This window comes from Streptomyces sp. NPDC107654 (assembly GCF_055639035.1).
The window spans coordinates 1-23,823 of sequence record NZ_JBVKBI010000029.1; the positions used below are offsets into that span (position 1 = coordinate 1).

15 protein-coding genes are annotated in these 23,823 nt (G+C 74.2%); 7 read left to right on the plus strand and 8 right to left on the minus strand.

Annotated features, from left to right (window positions below):
* Nucleotides 1-444: 444 nt before the first annotated feature.
* Nucleotides 445-993 carry a MarR family winged helix-turn-helix transcriptional regulator gene (locus ACZ7N4_RS33835; protein ID WP_471366451.1) on the minus strand — a complete coding sequence of 183 codons (549 nt, stop codon included), beginning with the start codon at nt 991-993 and terminating at the stop codon, nt 445-447.
* Nucleotides 994-1,088: 95 nt separating this feature from the next.
* On the opposite strand from ACZ7N4_RS33835, the gene ACZ7N4_RS33840 reads away from it, so the two are divergent.
* Nucleotides 1,089-2,393, plus strand: coding sequence for an MFS transporter (locus tag ACZ7N4_RS33840; RefSeq protein ID WP_471366454.1), 1,305 nt, complete (start codon nt 1,089-1,091; stop codon nt 2,391-2,393).
* A gap of 41 nt (nt 2,394-2,434) precedes the next feature.
* Here ACZ7N4_RS33840 and ACZ7N4_RS33845 read toward each other — a convergent pair whose 3' ends face one another.
* The 3 genes from ACZ7N4_RS33845 to ACZ7N4_RS33855 form a co-directional block, all read right to left on the minus strand.
* Nucleotides 2,435-3,256: a class I SAM-dependent methyltransferase gene (locus ACZ7N4_RS33845; protein ID WP_471366456.1), complete on the minus strand. Its 822-nt coding sequence runs from the start codon at nt 3,254-3,256 to the stop codon at nt 2,435-2,437.
* 66 nt (nt 3,257-3,322) lie between these two features.
* Entirely contained in the window at nt 3,323-4,984 is a 1,662-nt protein-coding gene (locus tag ACZ7N4_RS33850) for an ATP-binding SpoIIE family protein phosphatase (RefSeq protein WP_471366458.1), read from the minus strand.
* 132 nt (nt 4,985-5,116) lie between these two features.
* Nucleotides 5,117-6,493, minus strand: a complete 1,377-nt coding sequence (locus ACZ7N4_RS33855; RefSeq protein WP_471366463.1) for an NAD(P)/FAD-dependent oxidoreductase — start codon at nt 6,491-6,493, stop codon at nt 5,117-5,119.
* A gap of 377 nt (nt 6,494-6,870) precedes the next feature.
* Here ACZ7N4_RS33855 and ACZ7N4_RS33860 point away from each other — a divergent pair, with 377 nt between their 5' ends.
* Nucleotides 6,871-7,701 carry a TetR/AcrR family transcriptional regulator gene (locus tag ACZ7N4_RS33860; RefSeq protein WP_471366466.1) on the plus strand — a complete coding sequence of 277 codons (831 nt, stop codon included), beginning with the start codon at nt 6,871-6,873 and terminating at the stop codon, nt 7,699-7,701.
* Nucleotides 7,702-8,112: 411 nt separating this feature from the next.
* A complete protein-coding gene (locus ACZ7N4_RS33865; RefSeq protein WP_471366470.1) occupies nt 8,113-10,155 on the plus strand; it encodes a sigma-70 family RNA polymerase sigma factor in 2,043 nt (680 codons plus the stop codon).
* Here ACZ7N4_RS33865 and ACZ7N4_RS33870 read toward each other — a convergent pair.
* Complete coding sequence (locus ACZ7N4_RS33870) at nt 10,142-13,504, minus strand: BTAD domain-containing putative transcriptional regulator (RefSeq protein ID WP_471366473.1); 3,363 nt, start codon at nt 13,502-13,504, stop codon at nt 10,142-10,144. The two genes, ACZ7N4_RS33865 and ACZ7N4_RS33870, sit on opposite strands and share 14 nt — an antisense overlap.
* A gap of 381 nt (nt 13,505-13,885) precedes the next feature.
* Entirely contained in the window at nt 13,886-15,961 is a 2,076-nt protein-coding gene (locus ACZ7N4_RS33875; RefSeq protein WP_471366476.1) for an asparagine synthase-related protein, read from the minus strand.
* A gap of 723 nt (nt 15,962-16,684) precedes the next feature.
* Here ACZ7N4_RS33875 and ACZ7N4_RS33880 point away from each other — a divergent pair.
* The 4 genes from ACZ7N4_RS33880 (at nt 16,685) to ACZ7N4_RS33895 (ending at nt 21,757) form a co-directional block, all read left to right on the plus strand.
* Entirely contained in the window at nt 16,685-18,109 is a 1,425-nt protein-coding gene (locus tag ACZ7N4_RS33880) for an MFS transporter (protein ID WP_471366478.1), read from the plus strand.
* A 189-nt stretch (nt 18,110-18,298) separates the two neighbouring features.
* Nucleotides 18,299-19,510 carry an L-2-hydroxyglutarate oxidase gene (lhgO, locus tag ACZ7N4_RS33885; protein ID WP_471366483.1) on the plus strand — a complete coding sequence of 404 codons (1,212 nt, stop codon included), beginning with the start codon at nt 18,299-18,301 and terminating at the stop codon, nt 19,508-19,510.
* A gap of 39 nt (nt 19,511-19,549) precedes the next feature.
* Nucleotides 19,550-20,386 carry a tRNA (guanosine(46)-N7)-methyltransferase TrmB gene (gene trmB, locus ACZ7N4_RS33890; protein WP_471366486.1) on the plus strand — a complete coding sequence of 279 codons (837 nt, stop codon included), beginning with the start codon at nt 19,550-19,552 and terminating at the stop codon, nt 20,384-20,386.
* 42 nt (nt 20,387-20,428) lie between these two features.
* The gene (locus ACZ7N4_RS33895; RefSeq protein WP_471366489.1) at nt 20,429-21,757 is read left to right on the plus strand and encodes a PrsW family intramembrane metalloprotease; all 1,329 of its coding nucleotides are present in this window, start codon (nt 20,429-20,431) and stop codon (nt 21,755-21,757) included.
* A 9-nt stretch (nt 21,758-21,766) separates the two neighbouring features.
* Here ACZ7N4_RS33895 and ACZ7N4_RS33900 read toward each other — a convergent pair whose 3' ends face one another.
* Entirely contained in the window at nt 21,767-22,711 is a 945-nt protein-coding gene (locus ACZ7N4_RS33900) for an aldo/keto reductase (protein WP_471366492.1), read from the minus strand.
* A 71-nt stretch (nt 22,712-22,782) separates the two neighbouring features.
* Entirely contained in the window at nt 22,783-23,820 is a 1,038-nt protein-coding gene (locus ACZ7N4_RS33905) for a M23 family metallopeptidase (RefSeq protein ID WP_471366495.1), read from the minus strand.
* Between the last annotated feature and the right edge of the window lie 3 nt (nt 23,821-23,823).

The window sequence follows — 23,823 nt, forward strand, 5'->3', positions numbered from 1 at the left end:
CTTTGTACTCACCCTCTCGGGCTTTCCTCCGGGCGCTTCCCTTCGGTCTTGCGTTTCCGACTCTATCAGATCTTTTCTCGATCCGATTTCCTCGGTGCTTTCCAGGTTCCCGCTCTCGCGTTTCCCTTTCCGGCGGTCCTGACTCTATCAGACCCTTTCGGTGTCTGACTCCCAGTCAGGTGGGCTTGTCCTCCCGGCTGTTGGGCCGTTCCGACGCCTCAAACCCTAGCGGATCCGTCCGGCGATTCCCAATCGGGCCGCCGAGCCCCTATTCGAATTGAATTCGGGCACGCCGAAATCAACCCGTTCGGGAGATCGTGCTGGTGGTGTGGGGTGCCGCTCGTGCGGCGGGAGGTGTTGTCGCAGAAGCGTTACGCCTCCGTGGCAACCCGAAGGACTCTACGGATCGGGCAGGGCGGTGTCAACAGCCCTTGTCAAGATCTTTTAATCCAGGTCGCTGAGCCGGCCGCCGGCGTCCGGCTGGGCGTGCTCGACCCGGCGCAGGAGCCGGGTCAGGACCTCGCCGAGCAGCACGCGCTCCGCGGGGGTCAGGTCCTGGAGCAGGTCCTCCTCGAAGACCGTCGCCAGGCGCATCGCCTCCAGCCACTTCTCGCGGCCCTCGGGCGTCAGCTCCACGATGACCCGGACGCGGTTGGACTCGTCCCGCTCCCGGGTGACCAGTCCCTCGGCGACCATGCGGTCGATCCGGTGGGTCATCGCGGCCGGGGTGAGGCCGAGCCGCTTGGCCAGGTCGCCTGGGCCCAGGCGGTACGGGGCGCCGGAGAGGACCAGTGCCTTGAGGACCTCCCACTCGGCGTTGCTGATGCCGAGGGCGGCGGTCTGGCGGCCGTAGGCGACGTTCATGCGGCGGTTGAGCCGGGACAGGGCCGACACGACCTTCTCGACCTGGGGGTCGAGGTCCTGGAACTCGCGCTGGTAGGCGGCGATCTGTTCTTCGAGTGTCGGCTCGGTGTCGCCGGGGGTGTCGGCCATGGGCGCAGTATGGCACGCCGGTCCTTTGCCTTGAAGTCCTTGATTGTGTAGCCTTTAGCTTCGAACTTTAGGTTCGAAGTCTTCAGGCCTAACTAATGAGAGAGGTGAACGTGACCAGGGCGATGGGCGCAGCGATGCGCCGGATCCACGTGGGCAACGCACTCAGCGCGTTCGGGCTCGGCTTCACCGTCCCCTACCTGTACGTCTACGTGGCGCAGGTGCGGGGCCTGGGAGCCATGACGGCGGGACTCGTGCTCGCCGTCTTCGCCGTGGCCGCGCTGATCGTGCTGCCGTTCGCCGGCCGGGCGATCGTGCGGCGCGGCCCGCTGCCGGTCCTGCTCGCCGCCCTGGTGACCGCCGCTCTGGGGGCGCTGAGCCTCGGTCTGGCGGGATCCGCCGCGACCGTGCTGCTGTCGGCGGCGGCGCTGGGCGCGGGGCAGGCCGTGATGCAGCCGGCGCTGGCCACGATGATCGTGGACTGTTCCTCGGCGGACACGCGCTCGCGTGCGTTCGCGATGCAGTTCTTCCTGCAGAACCTGGGGCTGGGTGTCGGCGGACTCATAGGCGGCCACCTGGTCGACACCACGCGCGTGTCCTCCTTCACCCTGTTGTTCGCCATCGAGGCGGCGATGTTCCTGCTGCTGGTCGGCGTGCTGGCCACCGTGCGGATGCCGCACTCGCCGCGCCTGGAGGACGCGCCCGCGCGGTCGGCGAAGGGCGGCTGGAAGCAGCTGCTCGGGAACCGGGCGATGGTGCAGCTGTCCGTGCTGGGCTTTGTCCTCTTCTTCGCCTGCTACGGACAGTTCGAGTCGGGGCTCAGCGCGTACGGCGTGGAGGCGGCCGGCATATCCACGTCGGCTCTGGGGACGGCGCTGGCCGCGAACACCCTGATGATCGTGGTCGCCCAGTTCGCCGTGCTGAGGCTCGTGGAGCGGCGCCGCCGGTCCCGGGTCATCGCGGCGGTCGGTCTGATCTGGTCGGTGGCCTGGCTGGCCGCCGGGTGCGCGGGACTGGGGCACGGGAGCCAGGAGATGGCCACGGCCGCGTTCGTGTCGACGTACGCGCTGTTCGGGCTGGGTGAGGCGATGCTGTCGCCGACGGTCGCGCCGTTGGTCGCCGATCTGGCGCCGGAGGGCATGGCCGGTCAGTACAACTCGGCGTTCGCGCTGGTCAAGCAGCTCGCGCTGGCCGTCGGTCCGGCGGTGGGCGGTCCGCTCGGGGCCTCTCTGCACGGGCCGTACATCGTGACCTTCCTGCTGTTCTCGCTGGGGATCACCGTCCTGGCGCTGCGGCTGGGCCGGCAGCTCACCGCCGTGCAGGACCGGCCGTGGCTGGCGCGCGGGACGCGGGTGGTCACGCGCGGTGGGGCGCCCGCGGAGCCGGTGGGCGCGGAGGCGTAGGCCCCGGGCCCCTTCCGGGGCGCCGCGGAAGGGCCCGCTGGTCAGCGGGTCGCCGTGGTCAGGATCGCCGTGAAGGGGAGCGTCGTCGTGCCGTCCTCCGCGAGGTGGTCGGCCAGCTGCTCGCGGACCAGGGTGGCGGCCCGGCTCAGGGCGTCCTCGCCGCCGGCCTCTCTGATCAGGCCGCCCCAGAGGGCGGACAGGTGCGCCCGGGCATAGGGGTCCAGCGGAGGCAGGGTGATGCCGAAGGTGATCTCGCGGTGGGCGGTGTGGCCGTAGCCGGCCGTGCGGAGGGCCGCGGTGAGCTGCTCGGCGGTCAGGGAGAAGGCCCGCGCGAAGTGGCGGATCGCCGTGGGGCCGCCGTACTCGCGGAGCGCGGCCTGCACGGCGAGGAAGTAGGGCTGGCGGTCGACGGGGGCCCAGATGGTCGCGGCGAAGCGGCCTCCGGGGCGGGTGACCCGGTTCGTCTCCGTGAGGGTGGCGCCGAGGCCGGTGAAGAACTGGGCGCCCTGCTGGCACACGACGGCGTCGAAGGTGCCGGTGTCGTACGGCAGGTGGTCGGCGGGGGCCACGGTGAACGCGATGTCCGGGTAGAGGCGGGGGTGGCGGTCCCGGGCCACCCGGATCATCTCCACGTCGAGGTCGGCGCCGTGGACACGGCCGGTGGGGCCGACCAGCGCGGCGGCGGCGCGGGCGGTGAAGCCCGTGCCGCACGCGAGGTCGAGGACGACGTCTCCGGGGCCGAGGTCCACCGCGTCCAGCAGCTCGGCCACGAAGGGGGCCATGATCGGGGCCTGGTGGGTGTCGTAACCCTCGGGGCCGTCAGAGTCGTCAGGGCCTTCGCTGCCGCGGTGTCCGTGTGTCATGGCTGATGCTTCTAACACCGGACGCGTGTCGTCACCGTCTGCCGCGCGGGACCGTACGGCCCCCGGTCAGTGCTTTGCCTCCGGCAGGACGAACTCGCACCACACCGCCTTTCCGCCGCCGGGGGTGCGGCGGCAGCCCCAGTGGGAGGCGATCGTCGCCACGATCGCGATGCCCCGGCCCGACTCGTCGCCCGGTTCGGCGCGGCGGCGCCTCGGCAGGTGATCGTCGCCGTCGGTGACCTCGACGATGAGGCGGCGGTCGGTGCGGCGGAGTCTGAGCCGCATCGGCGGGGTGCCGTGCTGGAGGCTGTTGGCGACGAGTTCGCTGGTGGCGAGGACGCCCAGGTCGTGGAGTTCGGCGGGGAAGCGCCAGCTGGTGAGGACGCCGGAGGCGAAGGCACGCGCGCGGGGCGCCGCTTCGACACCGCCGAGGAGTTCCAGGCCGGCGTTGCGGAACAGGTCGCCGTCGGGTCCGGTGCGCGCCGGGTGCTGGAGGACGAGGACGGCGACGTCGTCGTCGTGGTCGGCGGTGACGCCGGCCGAGCGGACCAGGCGGTCGCAGACGATTTGCGGGGTGCCGGTCGCGCCGGCCAGGGCGGCTTCGAGTGCGGCGATGCCCTCGTCCAGGTCGGCGTCGCGGCGTTCGACCAGGCCGTCGGTGTAGAGGACGGCGGTGGAGCCGGGGCCGAGGGCGATGGAGCCGGAGGCGTGCATCCAGCCGCCGGTGCCGAGCGGGGGGCCGGTGGGTTCGTCCGCGCGGGAGACCGTGCCGTTCTCGTCGCGGACCAGGATCGGCAGGTGGCCGGCGGACGCGTACACCAGGCGGCCCTCGTTGGGGTCGTGGACGGCGTAGACGCAGGTGGCGATCTGGTTGGCGTCGATCTCGGCGGCGAGGCCGTCGAGGAGCTGGAGCACCTCGTGCGGGGGCAGGTCGAGGCGGGCGTAGGCGCGGACGGCGGTGCGGAGCTGGCCCATGACGGCGGCGGCGCGCACCCCGCGGCCCATGACGTCGCCGATGACCAGGGCGGTGCGGCCGCCGCCGAGGGTGATCACGTCGTACCAGTCGCCGCCGACCGCGGCCTCGGTGCCGCCGGGCTGGTAGGTGGCGGCGATGCGCAGGTCGTCGGGCTGTTCCAGTTCCTGCGGCAGGAGGGAGCGCTGAAGGGTGACGGCGGTCTCGCGCTGGCGGCGTTCGCTGGCGCGCAGCCGTTCGGCGGCCTCGGCGTGGTCGGTGACGTCCGTGGCGAACACGAGGACCGCACCGTCGCCGGCGTCGCGCTCGCCGTCCTCGGCGACGGGGGTGCAGGTGAAGGTGTACGAGCGGCCGTCGACGGCCTTGCGGGACTTCAGGGTGCGGGGCTTGCCGCTGCGCAGCACCTGGTCGAGGAGCGGGAGCAGGCCCAGTTCGGCGAGTTCGGGCAGGGCCTCGCGGGCGGGGGCGCCGGTGGGGCGGGTGCCGAACGCCGTGGTGTAGGCGTCGTTGACGTAGGCGATGCGGTGGTCGGGGCCGTGGACGAGGGCGACGAGGGCCGGGACGCGGTCCAGGACGTCACGCGCGGGCAGTTCGTCGACGGCGGGCACCGGGGAGGTGCCGTCGGCGGGCTGTTCGGCGCGGGCCGCGGGAACGGAGCCCTCCCCCCGTCTCTCCGGGGAGACCGCCGTCTCGGTCCGCGCGGCGGCGCGGCGCTGCGTTCCGGGGAGCCGGGCGCTCCAGCGCGTGAAGTTCACTTGGGGAAAGCCTCGTGGGTGCTAGGGCGGGCGGGTGCCCGTCCGACGTCGTAGGGCAGTCTGGCAGGGAGCGGGCCGCGGCGGGCGACAACCGTCAGACGCCGGGGCGGGCCGTGGAGTTCCTGGGTCCGGTCAGGACGACCCCTTCGGGTCGTCGGAGGGGCTGTGAGGAGGCTTTCCACCGGCCGCGAGTTCGAACTCCGCACGGGGGTGTTCGAGTGAACCGAGCGAGACGATCTCCCGTTTGAAGAGTCCGGCGAGGGTCCACTCGGCGAGCACGCGGGCCTTGCGGTTGACGGTGGGCACCCTGCTGAGGTGGTACGCGCGGTGCATGAACCAGGCAGGGTAGCCCTTCAGCTTGCGCCCGTAGACCTGTGCCACGCCCTTGTGCAGGCCGAGGGAGGCGACCGAGCCGACGTACTTGTGCGCGTACGTCTGCAGGGGCTCGCCGCGCAGGGAGTGGGCGATGTTGTCGCCGAGGACCTTCGCCTGGCGGACCGCGTGCTGGGCGTTGGGCGCGGTCTCCGTGCCGGGTTCGGCGGCGGTGACGTCGGGTACGGCGGCGGCGTCGCCCGCGGCCCAGGCGTGTGCGGTGCCGTCGACGGTGAGCTGGGCGGTGCAGCGGAGCCGGCCGCGGTCGGTGCGCGGCAGGTCGGTGGCGGCGAGCAGCGGGTGCGGTTTGACGCCGGCCGTCCACACGACCGTGCGGGTCGGGAAGCGCTGGCCGTCGCTGAGGACGGCGACACGGTCGGCGCAGGACTCCAGGCGGGTGTCGAGGAGCACCTGGATGTTGCGGCGGCGCAGCTCGGTGACGGTGTAGCGGCCCATCTCGGGACCGACCTCCGGGAGGATGCGGTCGGTGGCCTCCACGAGGATCCACTTCATGTCCTCGGGGCGGAGGTTGTGGTAGTAGCGCGCGGTGTAGCGGGCCATGTCCTCCAGTTCCGCGAGGGCCTCCACGCCCGCGTAGCCGCCGCCGACGAACACGAAGGTGAGGGCGGCGTCGCGGATCGCGGGGTCGCGGGTGGAGGAGGCGATGTCCATCTGCTCGATGACGTGGTTGCGCAGGCCGATGGCCTCCTCGACGGTCTTGAACCCGATGGCGTACTCGGCGAGCCCGGGGATGGGCAGGGCGCGGGAGACCGAGCCGGGGGCGAGTACGAGTTCGTCGTAGCCGAGGAGTTCGGCGGCGCCCTCGTCGGCGGTGGCGAGGGTGGTGACGGCGGCGGTGCGTACGGCGTGGTCGATGCTGGTGACCTCGCCGACGACGATGTGGCAGTGGTCCAGGACGCGGCGCAGCGGTACCACGACATGGCGCGGGGAGATCGAGCCCGCGGCGGCCTCGGGGAGGAACGGCTGGTACGTCATGTAGGGGTCGGGGGTGACGACGGTGATCTCCACCTCTCCCCGCCTCAGCTCGCCCTTCAGCTTCCGCTGGAGACGCAGGGCCGTGTACATCCCGACGTAGCCGCCGCCGACAACCAGAATGCGCGCACGTTCCTTCACCATCCCATGACGCACCCGTCGCTGGTGTTTGTCCACAGCCCCGGCAATTTGTGTGACCGGCGGCCGGGTGTACGCGGGGACGGCCGCGGTGCCGGTGCGGGACGAAAGGGGGCAGGTCAGCAGGGGCGGACCAGAGGGTGCGAAGGGCGGGAATCGGGACGTACACGCCTCGTACTCCGATCGAGGGGCGCACTGTGCGGAACCTGCCCCTTCTGAATTGACTTCCTCTCAACTATGTTCGTGTGTCGACGGGGTGCGGGGAATGTGGTCGAACGGGTCCGCGACGGGTGGGTCCGGTCGGGACCGATGCCACTTCGCTCACTTCGGATTCAGTGGCGGGGAGAGTCTCCGGGGGGAGACGTCATTACCGGGGGAAACACATGCATGTTCAGGACACGCATTGGGCATCCGCAGCCGCCATCGGGGCCGGTGGCAAGGCGATGACCGGGGCGGGGGGCAACGGGCGCGCGGACATGGCGCGCACGACTCCGCTGCGGGTGGACGCACAGCGCAATCTGGAGCACGTGCTGCGTGCGGCGCGTGAGGTGTTCGGCGAGCTGGGGTACGGCGCGCCGATGGAGGACGTGGCGCGGCGCGCCCGGGTCGGGGTCGGCACGGTGTACCGGCGCTTTCCCAGCAAGGACGTGCTGGTCCGGCGGATCGCGGAGGAGGAGACGGCACGGCTGACCGAGCAGGCCCGGGCGGCGCTCGGGCAGGAGGAGGAGCCGTGGTCGGCGCTGTCGCGGTTCCTGCGGACGTCGGTGGCGTCGGGGGCGGGGCGGCTGCTGCCGCCGCACGTGCTGCGGGTCGGCTCGACCGGTTCGGCCGAGTCCATGAGTGCCGAGTCCGTCGGTGCCGAGTCCGTCGGTGCCGGATCCGTCGGCGCCGGGTCGGCTGGTTCCGCCGGGGCGGTCGAGGCTCGGGTGCCTCAGCAGCGGGTGCAGCCGGGCGGCCCCGAGCTGCGGCTCGTGGCGGAGGAGGCCGCGGTGCCGGCCGACGACGCGGGGGCCGGGGCGCTGCTCGATGTGGTCGGGCAGTTGGTGGACCGGGCTCGGGCGGCGGGTGAGCTGCGGACGGACGTGTCCGTGGGCGACGTGCTGCTGGTGATCGCCACGGCGGCGCCGTCGCTGCCGGACGCGGCACAGCAGGCCGCCGCGTCGGCTCGGTTGCTGGACATCCTGTTGGAGGGGCTGCGGTCCCGGCCGGCGTAGGGGCGGGGCCGGCCCCCGTGGTTGACGGGCCCGGCTCCGGCTGCGTCCGGCTGTCCGGGGCGGCTGGGGCGGTGGGGCGTCCTCGTTTCCGGCGGGACCACCGCCCGTACCGCCCTACCGCCAGTACCGCCAGTACCGCAGGCACCGCCGGGTGCCCCCCGTGCCGCCCGTACCACCCGTGCGGCCTTCGCGGTCGGGTGGTGCGGGTGGCCCTGGTGGGCGGGTTCGCCGTCGGCGGGTAGCGGGGGTGGCAGGCCCTTGCCCAGGTGTGTTCGAGGGGTGTTCGGAGTTCCGGGGGGAAGTCCGCTCGGATGAGTGGATGGGGTGTGCGGGCGGGGGGACGGGAGACGCCGTTGTGGCACCCTGAGCCGGTGACGGGTTGGGCTTGGCCGGTGTCGGGGGCTGTCGGCGATGGGCGTTGACGGGTGGGACGAGTCGCACGGTGACGACGGGGGCGCGGAGAGCCCCGGGCTGACCCCACCCCACGTACCGAAGCAAGGCGGGCGCCCCGCGTCCTCCGGCTCCCCCGCTTCCCCCGGGTCCTCCGGCGCCTCAGCATCCTCCGGCTCCTCAACCTCCTCCGCCTCCTCTGCCACCTCAGAGTCCACAGGCCCTGGCGACGGAAGCGTGCCGGCCCAGCGGGAGCGCCGCGTGCTGCCGCCGCCCCGGGAGATGCCGCCCGCCGACGGCGAGCTGATCGAGCGGATGCGCGGCGGTGACGACTCCGCCTACGAGGAGCTGTACCGCAGGCACGCGGACGCGGTACGGCGGTATGCGCGCACCTGCTGCCGGGACGGTCACACCGCCGACGACCTCACCGCCGAGGTCTTCGCCCGGATGCTGCAGGCGGTACGCGGCGGATCCGGGCCCGAGCATGCCGTGCGGGCCTACCTGCTGACCTCCGTGCGGCGGGTCGCCGCCCACTGGACCAGGTCCGCCCGGCGCGAGCAGCTCGTCGACGACTTCGCCGTCTTCGCCCAGCAGGCCGCCGCCCGCGTCCCGGAGACGTCCGCCGACACCGCGTTCGTCGGCTCCTCCGGAGCGGGTCTCGATCTCGGAGCCGACGTCCGCGCCCTCCACGAGGCCGAGCAGTCCATGGCCATGCGGGCCTTCCGCTCGCTGCCCGAACGCTGGCAGGCCGTGCTGTGGCACACCGAGGTGGAGGACGAGTCCCCGAGCGAGGTGGCCGTCCTGTTCGGACTGGACGCCAACGGCACCCGGGTGCTCGCCAGTCGCGCGCGCGAGGGGCTGCGGCAGGCCTATCTCCAGGCCCACGTCAGCGCCACCCTCACCCACGACGAGGCATGCGCCCGGTACGCCGACCAACTGGGCACCTACGCACGCCGCAAGCTGCGCGTCCGGGCCGAACGGGGCTTGCGCAAACACCTGGAGGAGTGCGCCAGGTGCCGGCTGGCGGCGGCCCAGATCGAGGAGGTCGCGAGCGGCATCCCCGGTGTCGTACCGGTCGCGGTCATCGGCTGGTTCGGGGCGGCCGGGTACGCCAAGGCCCTCGGGATCGTGGCCGGCAGCGCGGGCGGGGCGGCCGGGGCCGCCGCCGCGGCCGGGGGGTCGTCCGGCGGCGCGTCCGGTGCGGGCGGGGCCGCGGCCTCCGAGGGGCTGGGGGCACCGGTCAAGGCCGGGATAGCGGCCGGTGTGGTCGCGGTGGCCGCCGCCGCGGTCGCGCTGGCCCTGGTGAACGACAGCCGTCCGGCGAAGGAGGCCGCCCGGCCGGCGCCGTCCGCCACCGTCGTACGGCCCGGGACGCCCCCGCCCGCAGCGTCGAGCACGCCCGCCCTCTCGCCCACGCCGACGCCCGAACCCGCGACCGAGCCCCCGGCCCGGCCCGCGGTCCTCGCCCCCGCACGGCCGGCACCCACGCCCACGCCCACCCGGGGGCGCACGCCGACGCCGGCACCCACGGCCACGCCCACGCCCGCCCCGAAGCCCAGGCCGACACCGACACCGACACCGACACCGACACCGAAGCCCACCACGACGCCCACTCCGCCGCCCGCCCCCGCCGTCTACGAGCTGAGCGACCTGCGTTTCGACGTCACCGGCGACGGCACCCGGCCCGAGATCGTGCTGGGCGAGAGCAGCTGGGTGTGGCAGCGGTACGGCCTGTCGACCGGCGGCAAGCGGTACGCGCGCGGGGTCACCGTGCACGGCGAGTCCTCCGTCACCATCGCCCTCAACCGGCAGTGCACCGCCTACGACGCACTGGCCGGCGTCGACGACATGACCCTCGGCCTCGGCAAGGTCTACTTCTCGGTCTACGCCGACGGGATCCCGCTGTGGCGGTCCGGCATGGTCGAGGGCCGCGACCGGGCCGTCCCCGTCCATGTGGACCTCACCGGGCGCAGGACCGTACGGCTCGTGGTGCAGCCGCACGGCAACAGCATCGACGAGGTGGCACTGGCGGACTGGGCCAAGTCCCGGTTCACCTGCCGGTAGCCGGGTCCCGGCGGCCCGCGGCGGCCGCCGGCACGGCGTCCAGCTCCTCCAGGACGTCCGCCACGCCCAGGGTCGCGCCCCGGGCGCACTCGGCGGCGTACCGGTCGACCGGGAGTGCCGCGCGGGCGCCGGCGCGCACCCGGGCGGCCTCGCTGCGCTCCGGCTCGGGGCGCTCGCGGCCGTCTCGCCAGTGATCCGCGGCGGCGAACAGCCGTAGCGCGCCCGGGAGATCTCCCAGCCGGGCCAGCAACGCGGCCGCCACGTCCACCAGACCGGCCGTGATGGACTCCGCGCACCGGTCGGCCACGGCCCGCCGCAGGGCGTCCGCCAGGACCGGAGCGCCCCGCGCCGGTCCCGACTCGGCCGCCACGAGCAGCGCCTCGACCTTTCGCAGGTCGGCCACGAACTGCGGGGGCGGGGCGCCGTCCCCGATCAGCGCGCACGTCGCGTCGTACAGCTCGCGCGCGAGGACCGGCTGTCCGTCGTGCAGGGCGATGAGGGCCCGCATCAGCAGGACGAAGGCCCGGGACTCCGGCAGCGCGTACCGGTCCGCGGCCGCCCCCGCCTCGTCCAGGGCCGCCAGGGCGGCCTCCCGGTCGCCGGAGCGGTAGGAGATCTCCGCGAGCCGGGCGATCAGGAACGGCGACTCGGCGTGCGCGCCCACCTCGTGGGCGAGTCGCAGCGCCTCCTCGTACTCGCCACGCGCCTCGTCGTACCTGCCGCGGGCCATGGCCGCCTCTCCGGCCGCGCTGCACACCTGCGCCCGCACCCAGCGGTCACCGACGCGCCGGCCGAGCACCCGCAGCTCGGCCAGGTCCTCGTCCACGCCGTTCAGGTTGCCCGTTGAGTCCACGGTGACGTGGGCGCGGTACATCAGGGCGACGGCGACCTCCCAGTCGCCGCCGTGGCGGCGGCAGTTGTCGAGCGCCGCGGTCAGGTCCGGGCGGAGGTCCACCGGGCCGCCCAGGTAGTAGGCGGTCAGCGGCCAGACGACGCCGGGGAGCCGGGCGGCCGGGGGGCCGCCGCGCTCGTACGCCGCCCGCACGCGCGCGAGGTATTCCGCGGCGCGGTCGTCGGCCGCCAGGTTCTCCGTGTCCGTCTCCGAGGTCAGGAACAGGTCGAGCATCCGCAGGTCCATCCGCAGCTCGTGCAGCGGGTGCCCGGCCTCGCCGTCGGGTGAGGCGAGGAAGGCGCCGACCGGGTCCGCGGACTCCGCCCGAGCCATCGCCTCGACGGCCGGCGTGCCCGGGGGCAGGGTGTCCAGGGCGGCGCCCAGGCGGAGCACCCGCCGTATCCAGCTCACCGCCTCCTGGCGGTGGTTGCGCAGCCACCAGAACCAGCCGATGGCCAGGACGATGGCGCCGGCCTCCGCCTCGTCGCCCGCGCGCACCGCGCGGTCCAGGGCCGCGCGGACGTTGTCCAGCTCGGTCTCCAGGCGGGCGATCCAGGGCAGCTGGGCCGCCGACCGCAGCCGCGGCTCGGCCTCCTCCACCAGCGCCCGCACCCACGCGCGGTGGCGCCGCTCGGCCGCCGCGCGCAGTCCGGGGACCTCGGCCGCGCGTTCGGTGGCGTAGTCGTGGATGGTCTCCAGCATGCGGTAGCGCATGCCGGTCCCGGAGCCGGTGCCGTCGGGGTCGTGCGGTGCGGCGACGACGAGGGACTTGTCGACCAGCGCGCCGATCAGGTCGGCCGCCGGGCCGGTGCACACGGCCTCGGCCGCCGCGAGGTCCCAGCCGCCGGCGAACACCGACACCTCGCGCAGGACCGTCCGCTCCCGCTCGTCCAGCAGCTCCCAGGACCAGTCGACGACCGCGCGCAGGGTCTGCTGGCGGGGCAGGACCGTGCGGCTTCCGGAGGTGAGCAGCCGGAAGCGGTCGTCCAGGCGGTCGGCGATCTGCCGCGGGGTCAGCAGCCTGAGCCGGGCGGCGGCCAGCTCGATGGCGAGCGGCAGCCCGTCCAGGCGGCGGCAGATCTCCGCCACGGCCTCGGTGTCGCCGAGCACCGCGTCGGCGTCGGGACGGACGGCCTTCGCGCGCTCGGCGAAGAGGCGGCGCGCCTGCTCGGGGACGAGGGGCTCGACCGGGCGCACCGACTCGCCGGGGACGCCCAGGGGTTCACGGCTGGTCGCGAGGATCGTGAGCCGGGGGCAGCGGGTGAGGAGGGTCTCGGCGAGGGCGGCTGCCGCGCCGATGACGTGCTCGCAGTTGTCAAGGATCAAGAGCAGGCCGCGCGGCGCGCAGTACTCGATCAGCAGGGCCGTGGGGTCGGCCTGCGGGGTCGCCAGGTCGTTGGTCAGCAGCACGGTCTCGCGCAGACCGAGCGCGCTGACCACCGCGCCGGGCACCGCCTCGGGCCGGTCGAGCGCGGCCAGCTCGACCAGCCAGGCCGAGCCGAGCGGGGCGGCGGCCTCCTCGGCGAGGCGGGTCTTTCCGGAGCCGCCCGGTCCGGTCAGGGTGACCAGGCGGGCCCTGTGCACGTCGGAACGAATGGCCTCGAGCTCCGGTTCCCGTCCGACGAAGGACGTCAGGCGGGGGCGGAGATTCCCGGTGCGCTCGGGCGGCTGGGCGGGAGGCCGCGCTCCCGGGCGCCACAGGTGCCCCGGGGGCTCGGGACGCTCGGGACGCTCGGAGTGGTCCTGTCTCAGCAACGACGCGTGCAGGGTCCTCAGTTCCGGGCCGGGGTCGGCTCCGAGGGTGTCGGCGAGGGTGCGGCGGGCGGACTCGTAGGCGGCGAGGGCGTCGGCCGGGCGGCCCGAGTCGCGCAGGGCGCGGATGAGGAGGACGTGCAGCGGCTCGTCGTAGGGGTGGGCGGCGGTCAGCTCCCGCAGCTCGGGTACGGCCTCCTGGGCGCGGCCGAGGGCGAGGGCCGCGGCGGCGCGGGCGCGGGTCGCCTCCAGGCGCAGGGCGTCGGGGCGGGTGGCGGCGGTGCGGTCGGGGAGGTCGGCGAGGGCCGGGCCGTACCAGAGCGCGAGGGCTTCGGTGAGGGTGCGGTGGGCGGTGGCCGGGTCGCCGGCGGTGAGGGCCTGGGTGCCGGTGCGGGTGAGGCGTTCGAAGACGTGCAGGTCCACGTCGTCCTCGGACGCTTCGAGGCGGTAGCCGCCCGGGGTGGAGACGATGGTGTGCCGGCCGAGGGTACGGCGGAGACGGCCGACGAGGGCCTGGAGCGCGGCGTGGGCGTCCTGGGGCGGGTCGTCCGCCCAGACCTCGTCGACGAGGGTCTCGGCGGCGGCGGTGCGGCCGGGGCGGAGGGCGAGGGCGGCCAGGAGCGTGCGCAGGCGCCGTCCGCCGACGGGTACGGGGGTGCCCTGGTCGTCTGCTGCTTGGGTTACGCCCAGGATTCTGTACCGCACCTGGTCATTGTGGCGGTGGTGCGGGGAGTGGGGCACGGGGGTTTCGGCTCAGGGCGTTTCGGAGCGCCCTGCGCTGCGGTTTCCGCGGGTCGGGGCACTCGCCCGCGCCGGCGTGTGCCGCGCGGACACCGCCCCCGCAGCACGACCACCCGCAGCACGACCGCCCACAGCGGCGGACCTGCCCTGCCTGCGCCGCCTGCGCCACCTGCGGCCCACAGTCCCCCAGGGCGCGGGGAACCGCGCGACCAGCCACCACGGTCGGTCCCGCGGCCCGACGACGGACACGGCCCCCACCGCTCGCGCCTCCACCGCTCGCGCCCCCACCGCTCACGCCCCGCCGCTCGCACCCGCTCACACCCCCACCGCTCACGTCCCCGCCGTTCACACCCCCGGCGTGAGCGCGCTTCTCCGCGGCTGGATCCCCGAAGGGACCGCGCGGGACCGTGTCGGCGTTCCCGTCCAGCACGTGCCGCGGCGGGACAGGAGGCGGCGGAGCCAGAGTTCCAGGGAGACGAGGTCGGCCAGGCCGTCCAGCGGGAGGGGCTCGCCCGCCGCGGCGGAGCGGACGGCCTTGCGGACGACACGGGCCTCGACCAGGCCGGCGTCGGCCAGCAGGGGGGTGGAGAAGAGGTCCAGGAGGGGGTCGGCCGCGAGCCGCAGCCCCCCGCGCGCGGCCGCTGCCGTCGGGGCGTGGGAGGGGGCGCCCCAGCCGGGCGGGAGGTCGGTGACGCCGGCGCCCTGCAGGACTCTGCGGAGGATGGCGGCGCGGGCGCCGGGCTGGACGCGCAGGGCCTCAGGGAGGTCGCGGCAGGCGCGGACGACCTGGTTGTCGAGGAAGGGCGCGTGCAGGCGCTGGGAGCGGATCTGCGCGGCCTGTTCCAGGACACGCAGGTCGGCCGCGTGCCGGGCGAGTGCCGCACGCGCGCGGTAGTCGCCGGGGCGCTGCGCGCCGGTGCCGGAGCGGTCCGCCTCCGCCTGGAGCAGAACCGATACTTCAGCCAAGGCCTCCCCCGTCAGCCAACGGGCCGCGGGCCCCGGTCCGGCCCAGGTCAGCGCGGCGAGGGACGCGCCGACCGCCCCCCTGGGCTCGTCGAACCGCCGTCGCATCAGCCGCTCGGCCAGTACCTCCAGGCCCGCCCGGTAGGGGGTGCGGGCGAGGCGCCGGGCCGCGCCGTACACGCGCGCGGGGACCAGTACCGAGCCGTCCGCGCGCGCGAGCGCGGCGACCGGCCGGACCAGGTGGCGCCGCCGGCGGTCGACCAGGAGGTCGGCGAGGCGGGCGGGGTGGGCGTCGAGGACCTGGCGGGCGCCGTGGCCGGTGAAGTGGTCGGCGCTCCCGGCGGCGAGCCGCGCGCGGTGCCGGGCCGCCAGCACCAGGGAAGGTCCGGGCTCGTCGGTCAGGGGGCCGTCGAGGTCGGCGTACGGCAGGGTCTCCTCGCCGCCGGTGACCACCACGTGGTGCAGCCGGGGGTTGGCGGCGAGGGCGCCGGCGCGTTCCAGTTCGGCCTCGCGGCCGGCCACCGTCAGATCGTTGAACGTGACGGCGAGGAGGCGTTCCCCGGCGCCCGTGCCGTGGCCCAGCAGCGTGCCGGGTCTGCCGGGCAGCCCGGCGGCCAGCAGGGCGAGGGTGCCGGAGGCGGGGCCGCCGGACAGGTCGGCGCCGATGCCGGGGACCGGCATGCCGCGCGCGGCCCGCCGCTCGGCCGGACCCATGCCCGGTACCGGCCCGGGATCCAGGTCGGGCACGTGCCGGGGTGCCGAGAGCCGGGTGCGGACCGCTTCCACGAGGGCGTCGCGCACCGCGTCCACGGCGCGGTCGGGGTCGGCCGGGGGCGCGGAGACGGCGAGCGAGGCGACCGGCTCGTACCCGGCGATCTCCCGCGCTCCGGCGCGCAGCACCAGCGCGTGTCCCGGCGGAAGCCGCCGTACGCCGTCGTACGGGGTGGTGTCGCGCAGCGCGGCCGGTACGTCCGGGGCGGCCAGCAGGGCGGCGAGGTGGGTGAAGTCGAGGTTGGCCTCGACGAGGTCGGCGAGGGGCAGCGCGGCGGTGGCGTACGCGGTGCCGCCGGCCCACGGGGTGTGGAACACCGGCCGGGCGCCCGCGAGGTCGCCGCAGACGGTGATGCGGCGGCCGGCCTGGACGACGGCCGTGTAGCTGCCGGGCCAGGTGGTCAGATGGCGCACCGCGCCCCCGCGCGCGGTGACGAGTCCGCGGCGCAGTTCCTCGTCGGTGGCGCCGCAGATGCCGAGGACGGCGATCCGGTGCTGCGCGTCGGCGTGGACCACGCGCACCTCGTCGGGGCGCCAGTCGCCGACGGCCCACAGCGGATCCGGGTCGCCCCACAGGAGTTGGGAGCCGACCGGGTGGAGGGTCTCGCCGTCGTATCCGATGGCGCCCGCGGAGCCGATCCCGGCGGTGCCCGCGGCGGCGCTGCTCCATCCCACCAACCACCGCATCGACGCCTCCACAGGCTGTGGACAACCAGTGCACCGTACGAACCGGACCCCATGCTGCCATGAAGGGCGTGCCGGAGAGGGTCGGCGGCGCCGCCTTCGATCGGGGGAGGTGGGGGGAAGTCCGTGCGGCGGGCCAGGGGAGTTGACCGACTCGGGGCGGGTGCCGGTCGGGTGGCGTCCGGGCGGTGCGGCGCGAATGCGCCCCCTGCGCGCTCCCCCAAACCGCCCTTAGCGCCCTCAAGTTGCATGGTCGCGACGGCAATTCACCCCATCGGGTGGGGGTCGGTTTTCGGCCAAATAAAAGACGGGGCCCGGGGTTTGAGCACGCTCCGTACAGGCCCGCGGAGCGCGTGGCAGCGCGGACGCGCGCACGGTCCGGGAGGCGGACATCGCCTCCCGGACCGGTCCGCCACCCGCGGGGATGAAGGTGGCGGTGTCCCCCAGCCCACTGGATCCAGTACAGCGGGCCGACCCACGCAAGAGCCATGGAACCGCTCCCCCGGTGGCCGGAGAAGAGCGCACGCACGGGCGCACGGCCACACGGGCGGGGGCACGCGGCGACAGTCCGTGCACGGTGCGTACAGGGCCGCACTGCCGTACGGACCACAATCCCGCCATCCGGAACAATGCCCCTTAACGCTTGGGATGCGGCGAACTACGCTGGGTTTACGAATGCCGCGTGGTTATGCCAGTGCGGCAGCCGTCTGTGTCGAGGGGTGGCGCATGTCCAGGGAGCAACGCGGGCCGAACGAGAAACTCGGCGCCGTTCTCGCCCTCGCGGGAATCAGCAACGCGGGCCTCGCCCGACGCGTCAACGACCTTGGCGCGCAACGCGGGTTGACGCTTCGCTACGACAAGACGTCCGTGGCGCGCTGGGTGTCGAAGGGCATGGTGCCGCAGGGTGCGGCGCCGCACCTCATCGCGGCCGCCATCGGCCAGAAGCTCGGCCGCCCGGTGCCGCTCCACGAGATCGGCCTGGCGGACGCCGATCCCGCGCCGGAGGTGGGCCTCGCCTTCCCCCGGGACGTGGGGCAGGCGGTCAAGTCGGCGACCGAGCTGTACCGCCTCGACCTCGCCGGCCGCCGGGCCGGCTCCGGTGGCATCTGGCAGTCGCTCGCCGGGTCGTTCGCAGTGAGCGCATACGCAACGCCCGCCTCACGGTGGCTGATAACCCCCGCCGACACCTCGGTCGCGCGGGAGGCGGGCTCCGTCGAGGGGGCCGGCGCACCGATCAAAGTCGGCCACAGCGATGTGCAGAAACTGCGGGAGGCCGCCGAGGACGCCAGGCGGTGGGACTCCAAGTACGGCGGCGGGGACTGGCGTTCGTCGATGGTGCCGGAGTGCCTGCGGGTGGAGGCGGCACCGCTGCTGCTCGGCTCCTACTCCGACGAAGTGGGCCGCGCCCTGTTCGGCGCGTCCGCCGAACTCACCCGGCTCGCCGGGTGGATGGCCTTCGACACCGGGCAGCAGGAGGCCGCGCAGCGGTATTACATCCAGGCGCTGCGGCTCGCGCGCGCGGCGGCGGACGTCCCCCTCGGGGGCTACGTCCTCGCCTCCATGTCGTTGCAGGCCACCTACCGCGGCTTCGGCGACGAGGGCGTGGACCTCGCGCAGGCGGCCCTGGAGCGCAACCGGGGGCTGGCGACCGCGCGGACCATGAGCTTCTTCCGGCTGGTCGAGGCGCGGGCCCACGCGCGCGCGGGAGACGCGCAGGCGGCCGGCACGGCGCTGAAGGCGGCGGAGGGCTGGCTGGAACGGTCCCGTCCCGGCGACAACGACCCGACCTGGCTGGGTTTCTACGGCTACGACCGGTTCGCCGCGGACGCCGCGGAGTGCTACCGCGATCTGAAGGCACCGCGCCAGGTGCGTCGGTTCACCGAGCAGGCGCTGTCGAAGCCGACGGAGGAGTTCGTGCGGTCGCACGGGCTGCGGCTGGTGGTCTCCGCGGTCGCCGAGCTGGAGTCCGGGAACCTCGACGCCGCCTGTGAGCAGGGGGTGCGGGCCGTGGAGGTGGCGGGGCGGATCTCGTCGGCGCGGACGACGGAGTACGTGAAGGATCTTCTGCACCGGCTGGAGCCGTACGGGGACGAGCCGCGGGTGGTGGAGCTGCGGGAGCGGGCTCGTCCGCTTCTGATGGCTCCGGCGTAGGGCCGCGCCGCTTCAGCGCATGCCGGGCCGAGGTGATCAGGCGACCGCGGACGGTCCGTGGCGTGACGCGCCCACGTGGTGGAGCCGCGTGCCGACACGGCCCCGCACCCTGAGCGGTGCTGCCGTACCCCGGTGTTTGAAGGCACTGTCAGTGGCGCAGTGCACTATCGGGAGTGGAGGTGGTGCTCGGTGCGGGCCGGGGCGTACGACTGTGATGTGCTCGTGATCGGCGGGGGGATCGTCGGGCTGTCGACGGCGTATGCGATCACGCGGGCCGCGCCCGGCACGCGCGTGACGCTGCTGGAGAAGGAGGCCGGGCCCGCGCAGCACCAGACGGGGCGCAACAGCGGGGTCATCCACAGCGGGATCTACTACCGCCCGGGCTCGCTCAAGGCGCGGTACGCGGTGCGGGGCGCCGCCGAGATGGTGAAGTTCTGCGCCGAGTACGGCATCGCGCACGCCGTCACCGGCAAGCTGATCGTCGCCACCGAGCGGGAGGAGCTGCCCCGGCTGCACGCGCTCGTGCAGCGCGGCCGGGAGAACGGCATCCCGGTGCGGGAGCTGGGGTCCGCGCAGATCGCCGGGTACGAACCGGAGGTGCGCGGGCTCGCCGCGATACACGTCGGGACGACCGGGGTGTGCGACTTCGTGGGCGTCGCCCGGGAGCTGGCGCGGGCCTCCGGGGCGGACATCCGGTACGGCGCCCGGGTGGTCCGGGTGGACCGGCGGCCGGAGCGGGGCGTGGCCGTGCTCACCGCGGCCGGGGACGTCGTCCGCGCGCGCGTGCTGGTGAACTGCGCCGGGCTGTACTGCGACGAGGTCGCCCGGATGACCGGTGACGAGCCCGGAGTGCGGATCGTGCCGTTCCGCGGGGAGTACTACGAGCTGGCGCGGCCGGAGCTGGTGCGGGGGCTGGTGTATCCGGTGCCGGACCCCGCGTTCCCGTTCCTCGGGGTGCATCTGACCCGCGGGATCGACGGCGGCGTGCACATCGGGCCCAACGCGGTGCCGGCGCTGGCCCGGGAGGGGTACGGCTGGGGGGTCGTACGGCCCCGGGAGCTGGCCGGCACGCTGGCGTGGCCGGGGTCCTGGGCGATCGCCCGGCGGCACTGGCGGTACGGGGCCGGGGAGCTGCGGCGGTCGGTGTCCAGGGGGGCGTTCCTGGAGGCCGTGCGCAGACTGCTGCCCGGGGTGGAGGCCGGGGACCTGGTGCCGGCCCCCGCCGGGGTGCGGGCGCAGGCGGTGCTGCGGGACGGGACGCTGGTCGACGACTTCCTCATCAGAGAGGGGGCGCGGGCGGTGCACGTCCTCAACGCGCCGTCCCCGGCGGCCACGGCGTCCCTGCCGATCGGGAGGGAGGTCGGGCGGCGGGTGCTGGAGATGCTGGGGGACCTCGGCTGACCGGGTTCCCGCGGGGAGCGCCGTAAAATCGGTCGTACTGTGTCTGACTTCCTCAACGCCCCCGAAGCCGCCTCCGCGGCCCCCCACACCCCCGGTGCCCCCGTCCGGCACTCCCGGGCCAAGGGAGAGCCGCGCTTTCCGGACGGGCCCAAGGCGGATCCCGCCGGGTCGCACTTCGAGCGGCGGATCCGCAGCTTCCAGCCGCGCCGGAGCCGGGTGACGGCCGGGCAGGCCGACGCGCTGCAGCGGCTGTGGCCGAAGTGGGGGCTGGACATCGACGGGCAGCGGGTGATCGACCTCGCCGAACTGTTCGGCAACGACCGTCCCGTGGTGCTGGAGATCGGGTTCGGGATGGGCGAGGCCACCGCGCAGATGGCCGCGGGGGACCCGGACACCAACATCCTCGCCGTCGACGTGCACACCCCCGGCCAGGGAAACCTGCTCGGCCTCGCCGAGCGGAACGGTCTGTCCAACGTCCGGGTCGCCAACGGCGACGCGATCATCCTGCTCCGGGAGATGCTCGCCCCGGACGCGCTGGACGGGCTGCGCGTCTACTTCCCCGACCCCTGGCCCAAGAAGCGGCACCACAAGCGGCGGCTCATCCAGCCCGCGTTCCTGACGCTCGCCGCGACCCGGCTGAGGCCCGGCGCGCTCCTGCACTGCGCGACCGACTGGGAGCCGTACGCCGAGCAGATGCTGGACGTGCTCACCGCGCATCCCGACTTCGAGAACACCCGGCCGGACGGCGGCTTCTCCCCGCGCCCCGCGTTCCGTCCGCTGACCCGTTTCGAGGGGCAGGGACTGGACAAGGGTCATGTGGTGAACGACCTGCTGTTCCGGCGCGTACCGCACAGGACCGCCGAGCAGGACCGCTGATCCGCCCCAGCCCCTCGTACCGTCCCCGTTAGGGTCGATGCCGTGGCCACCAGTCCCCCGTTTCCGACGCGTCCCCCGAGCCCCGGCGACGGTGTGCTCCGCCACCCGCACTGGTGGCAGCGCCGGTGGGTGCGGTACGGGGCGCTGAGCAGCCTGCTGGCGCTGTCCGGGCTGGTCATCCTCGCCCTGGTACGGCGGCAGACCGGCACCGAGGGCTTCCTCGTCGGGCTCGGCCTGGCCGTGCTGCCCGTGCCCTGGCTGACAGCCGCCTTCCGGTGGCTGGACCGGGTGGAGCCGGGCCCCTGGCGGAACCTGGTCTTCTCCTTCGCCTGGGGCGCCTGTGCGGCGGCGCTCATGGCCATCGTGGCCAACAGCTTCGCGACCAAGTGGATAGCCACCTCCACCGCGGACCCGGCGAGCGCCGACACGCTGGGCGCCACCGTGATAGCCCCGATCGTGGAGGAGTCCGCGAAGGCCGCCGCCGTGCTGCTGGTCTTCCTCTTCCGCCGGCGCGACTTCACCGGGATCGTGGACGGCGTGGTGATAGCGGGCCTCACCGCCACCGGGTTCGCGTTCACCGAGAACATCCTCTATCTCGGTACGGCCTTCGGGACCGACCAGCTCACCGGCGACCGCGGCATCGCCTCCGTCACCGCCGCCACCTTCTTCGTGCGCATCGTGATGTCCCCGTTCGCGCACCCCCTCTTCACCGTCCTCACCGGCATCGGGTTCGGTTTCGCCGCGCTGTCCGTCGAGCGGCAGCACGTGCGGCGGGCCCTGCTGCCGGTCTGCGGACTGCTGCTCGCGATGGGCATGCACGCCTTGTGGAACAGCTCCTCCACCTTCGGCGAGTACGGCTTCTTCGCCGTCTACGGCGCCTTCATGGTGCCCGCCTTCGCGCTGCTGACCTGGCTCGCGATCCGGACCCGGCAGCGGGAGCTGCGGACCGTGCGGGCGGAGCTGTCGGCCTATGTGCCGGCCGGCTGGCTGGGACCGGCCGAGCCGTTCGCGCTCGGGTCGATGCGGGCGCGGCGGATGGCCCGCGACTACGCCCGGCACCACCACGGGCGCCCGGCGGCGCGGGAGGTCGCGCGGTACGAGGGCTACGCCACCTCGCTCGCGTTCCTCCGGCACCGGGGGCGCACGGGGAGGTCCGGCGCCGACTTCGTGGTCCGGGAGCGGGAGCTGCTGGACGAGCTGTGGAAGCGCCGGCACCTGGCCCGGCCGGCGCTGGAGTACGCGGCGCGCGCGGCGGTGCCGGTACGGCCGGTGTACGCGGGGCCGGCGCCTTACACGTACGGATACGGATACGGGTACGGGTACGGCCATCCAGCGGCTCCGTACCCCGCGTACAACCCCTACCGGTCGTAGCCTCCGGACCTACGCCGACGCCTCCGTCAGCTTCGCCACCTCGGCCTCCGTCAGCTTCAGCCCGGCCACCCCGAGCAGCGCCGGAAGCTGTTCCACCGTGCGCGCCGAGGCGATGGGGGCGGTGACCGTCGGCTGGGCGGCGAGCCAGGCCAGGGCGACCGTGGCGACCGGGGCCTCGTGGGCCGCGGCGACCTCGTCCAGGGCCGCCAGGACCTTCTGGCCGCGCTCGGAGCCGGCGTACTCCCGGGCCCGGCCGGCGCGGGCACTGTCCACGGTCGTGCCGGGCCGGTACTTGCCGGTGAGGAAGCCCGCGGCGAGGGCGAAGTACGGGACCGCGGCGAGGCCCTCCCGGGCCGCGAGGTCCTGCAGCGGGCCCTCGTAGGTGTCGCGGGAGACCAGGTTGTAGTGGGGCTGGAGGGCGACGTAGCGGGCGAGGCCCTCGCGGTCGGAGAAGTCGAGGGAGGCCTTCAGGCGCTCGGCGCCGATGTTGGAGGCGGCGATGTGCCGGACCTTGCCGGCCTTCACCAGCTCGTCCAGCGCGCCGATGATCTCCTCGACCGGCACCTCGGGCTGGTCGAAGTGGGTGTAGTAGAGGTCGATGTAGTCGGTGCCCAGGCGGCGCAGGGAGGCGTCGGCGGCGGCCTTGATGTTGGCGGCGGACAGTCCTTGGTACTCGGGGTGCTGGCTGACCTTGGTGGCGATCACGACGTCGGAGCGGTTGCCGCGGGCCTTGACCCACTTGCCGATGATCGTCTCGGACTCGCCGCCCTGGTTGCCCTCGATCCAGGCGGAGTAGGCGTCGGCGGTGTCGATGAAGTTGCCGCCGGCCGCCCTGTAGGCGTCCAGGACGGCGAAGGAGGTCTCCTCGTCGGCGGTCCAGCCGAAGACGTTGCCGCCCAGGGAGAGCGGGAAGACCTCGAGGTCGGAAGTGCCGAGTTTACGTAGTGACGTCATACGTCATGTCAACGCCGGCGGCGGATGATCGCATTCCGCCACCGGCGCCGGATTTCGGCGGAGGGGATCGCTCAGGGGGTGAGGCCCTTGCCGTGCAGCCACGCCATCGGGTCGATGCCGGTGGGCTGGCCGCCGGGGTGGACCTCCAGGTGCAGGTGCGGGCCGGTGACGTTGCCGGTGGCGCCGACGCGGCCGATGACCTCGCCGGTGGAGACCTTCTGGCCGGCCGTGACGCTGATCGAGGACTGGTGGCAGAACCACAGCTCGGTGCCGTCGTCGAGGGTGAGGATCGTGCGGTAGCCGTAGGCGCCGGCCCAGCCCGCCTCGGTGACCGTGCCGCTGTGGACGGCCTTGATCAGGGTGCCGGTGGGGGCGGCGAAGTCGAGGCCGGTGTGGTGGCCGGAGGACCACATCGACCCGGCCTGGCCGAAGGTCGAGGTGATCGTGTACGAGGAGGTCGGCAGCGTGTACTGCTCGGCCAGCTTGGCCAGCCGCTCCTTCTCGGCCTTCTTCGCGGCGGCGGCCTCCGCCTCCTCCTTGGCCTCGGCGGCCTTGGCGGCGGCCTGCTTCTCGGCCTTGGCGGCGGCGTCGGCGGCCTGCTTCTCGGCGGTGGCGAGGGCGACGGCGGTGGCCTTGCTCTCGGCCTGGCCCTGCTGCTGCTCGGCCTGGGCCATGATCCGGTTGCGCAGGGCCTCGCCCGCGTCGGTGCTGTCCTCGCCGTCGGCTGTGGTCACGCCGACGCTGCTCAGCGCGGTGGTGCCGGCCTCGGCGGCCTGGGTGTCGGCGGAGCCGTCGTCGAAGAGGGAACCGACGGAGGGCATGTCGGGCAGGGAGAGGGAGACCGGTGGCTTACCGGTGTTGGCGCTGGCCATGCCGCCCGCGCCGACCGCGGCGATGACGCCGACGCCGAGGACGGTGGAGCTGCGCGCGAAGCCGCCGCGCTGCTTGGCGACGCGGTGCCGGCCGCGGACCGGGGCGACGGATTCCGCGGTGGGGTTCCACTCCTCCCACGGGCCCTCTTCGGCGCGGCGGGCGACGTGGCCGAACGTCTCGTCGTCGCGCTGTGCCGGTATGAACGGGGCTTCGGGGACAGGCCGGTTGGACGCCACGCG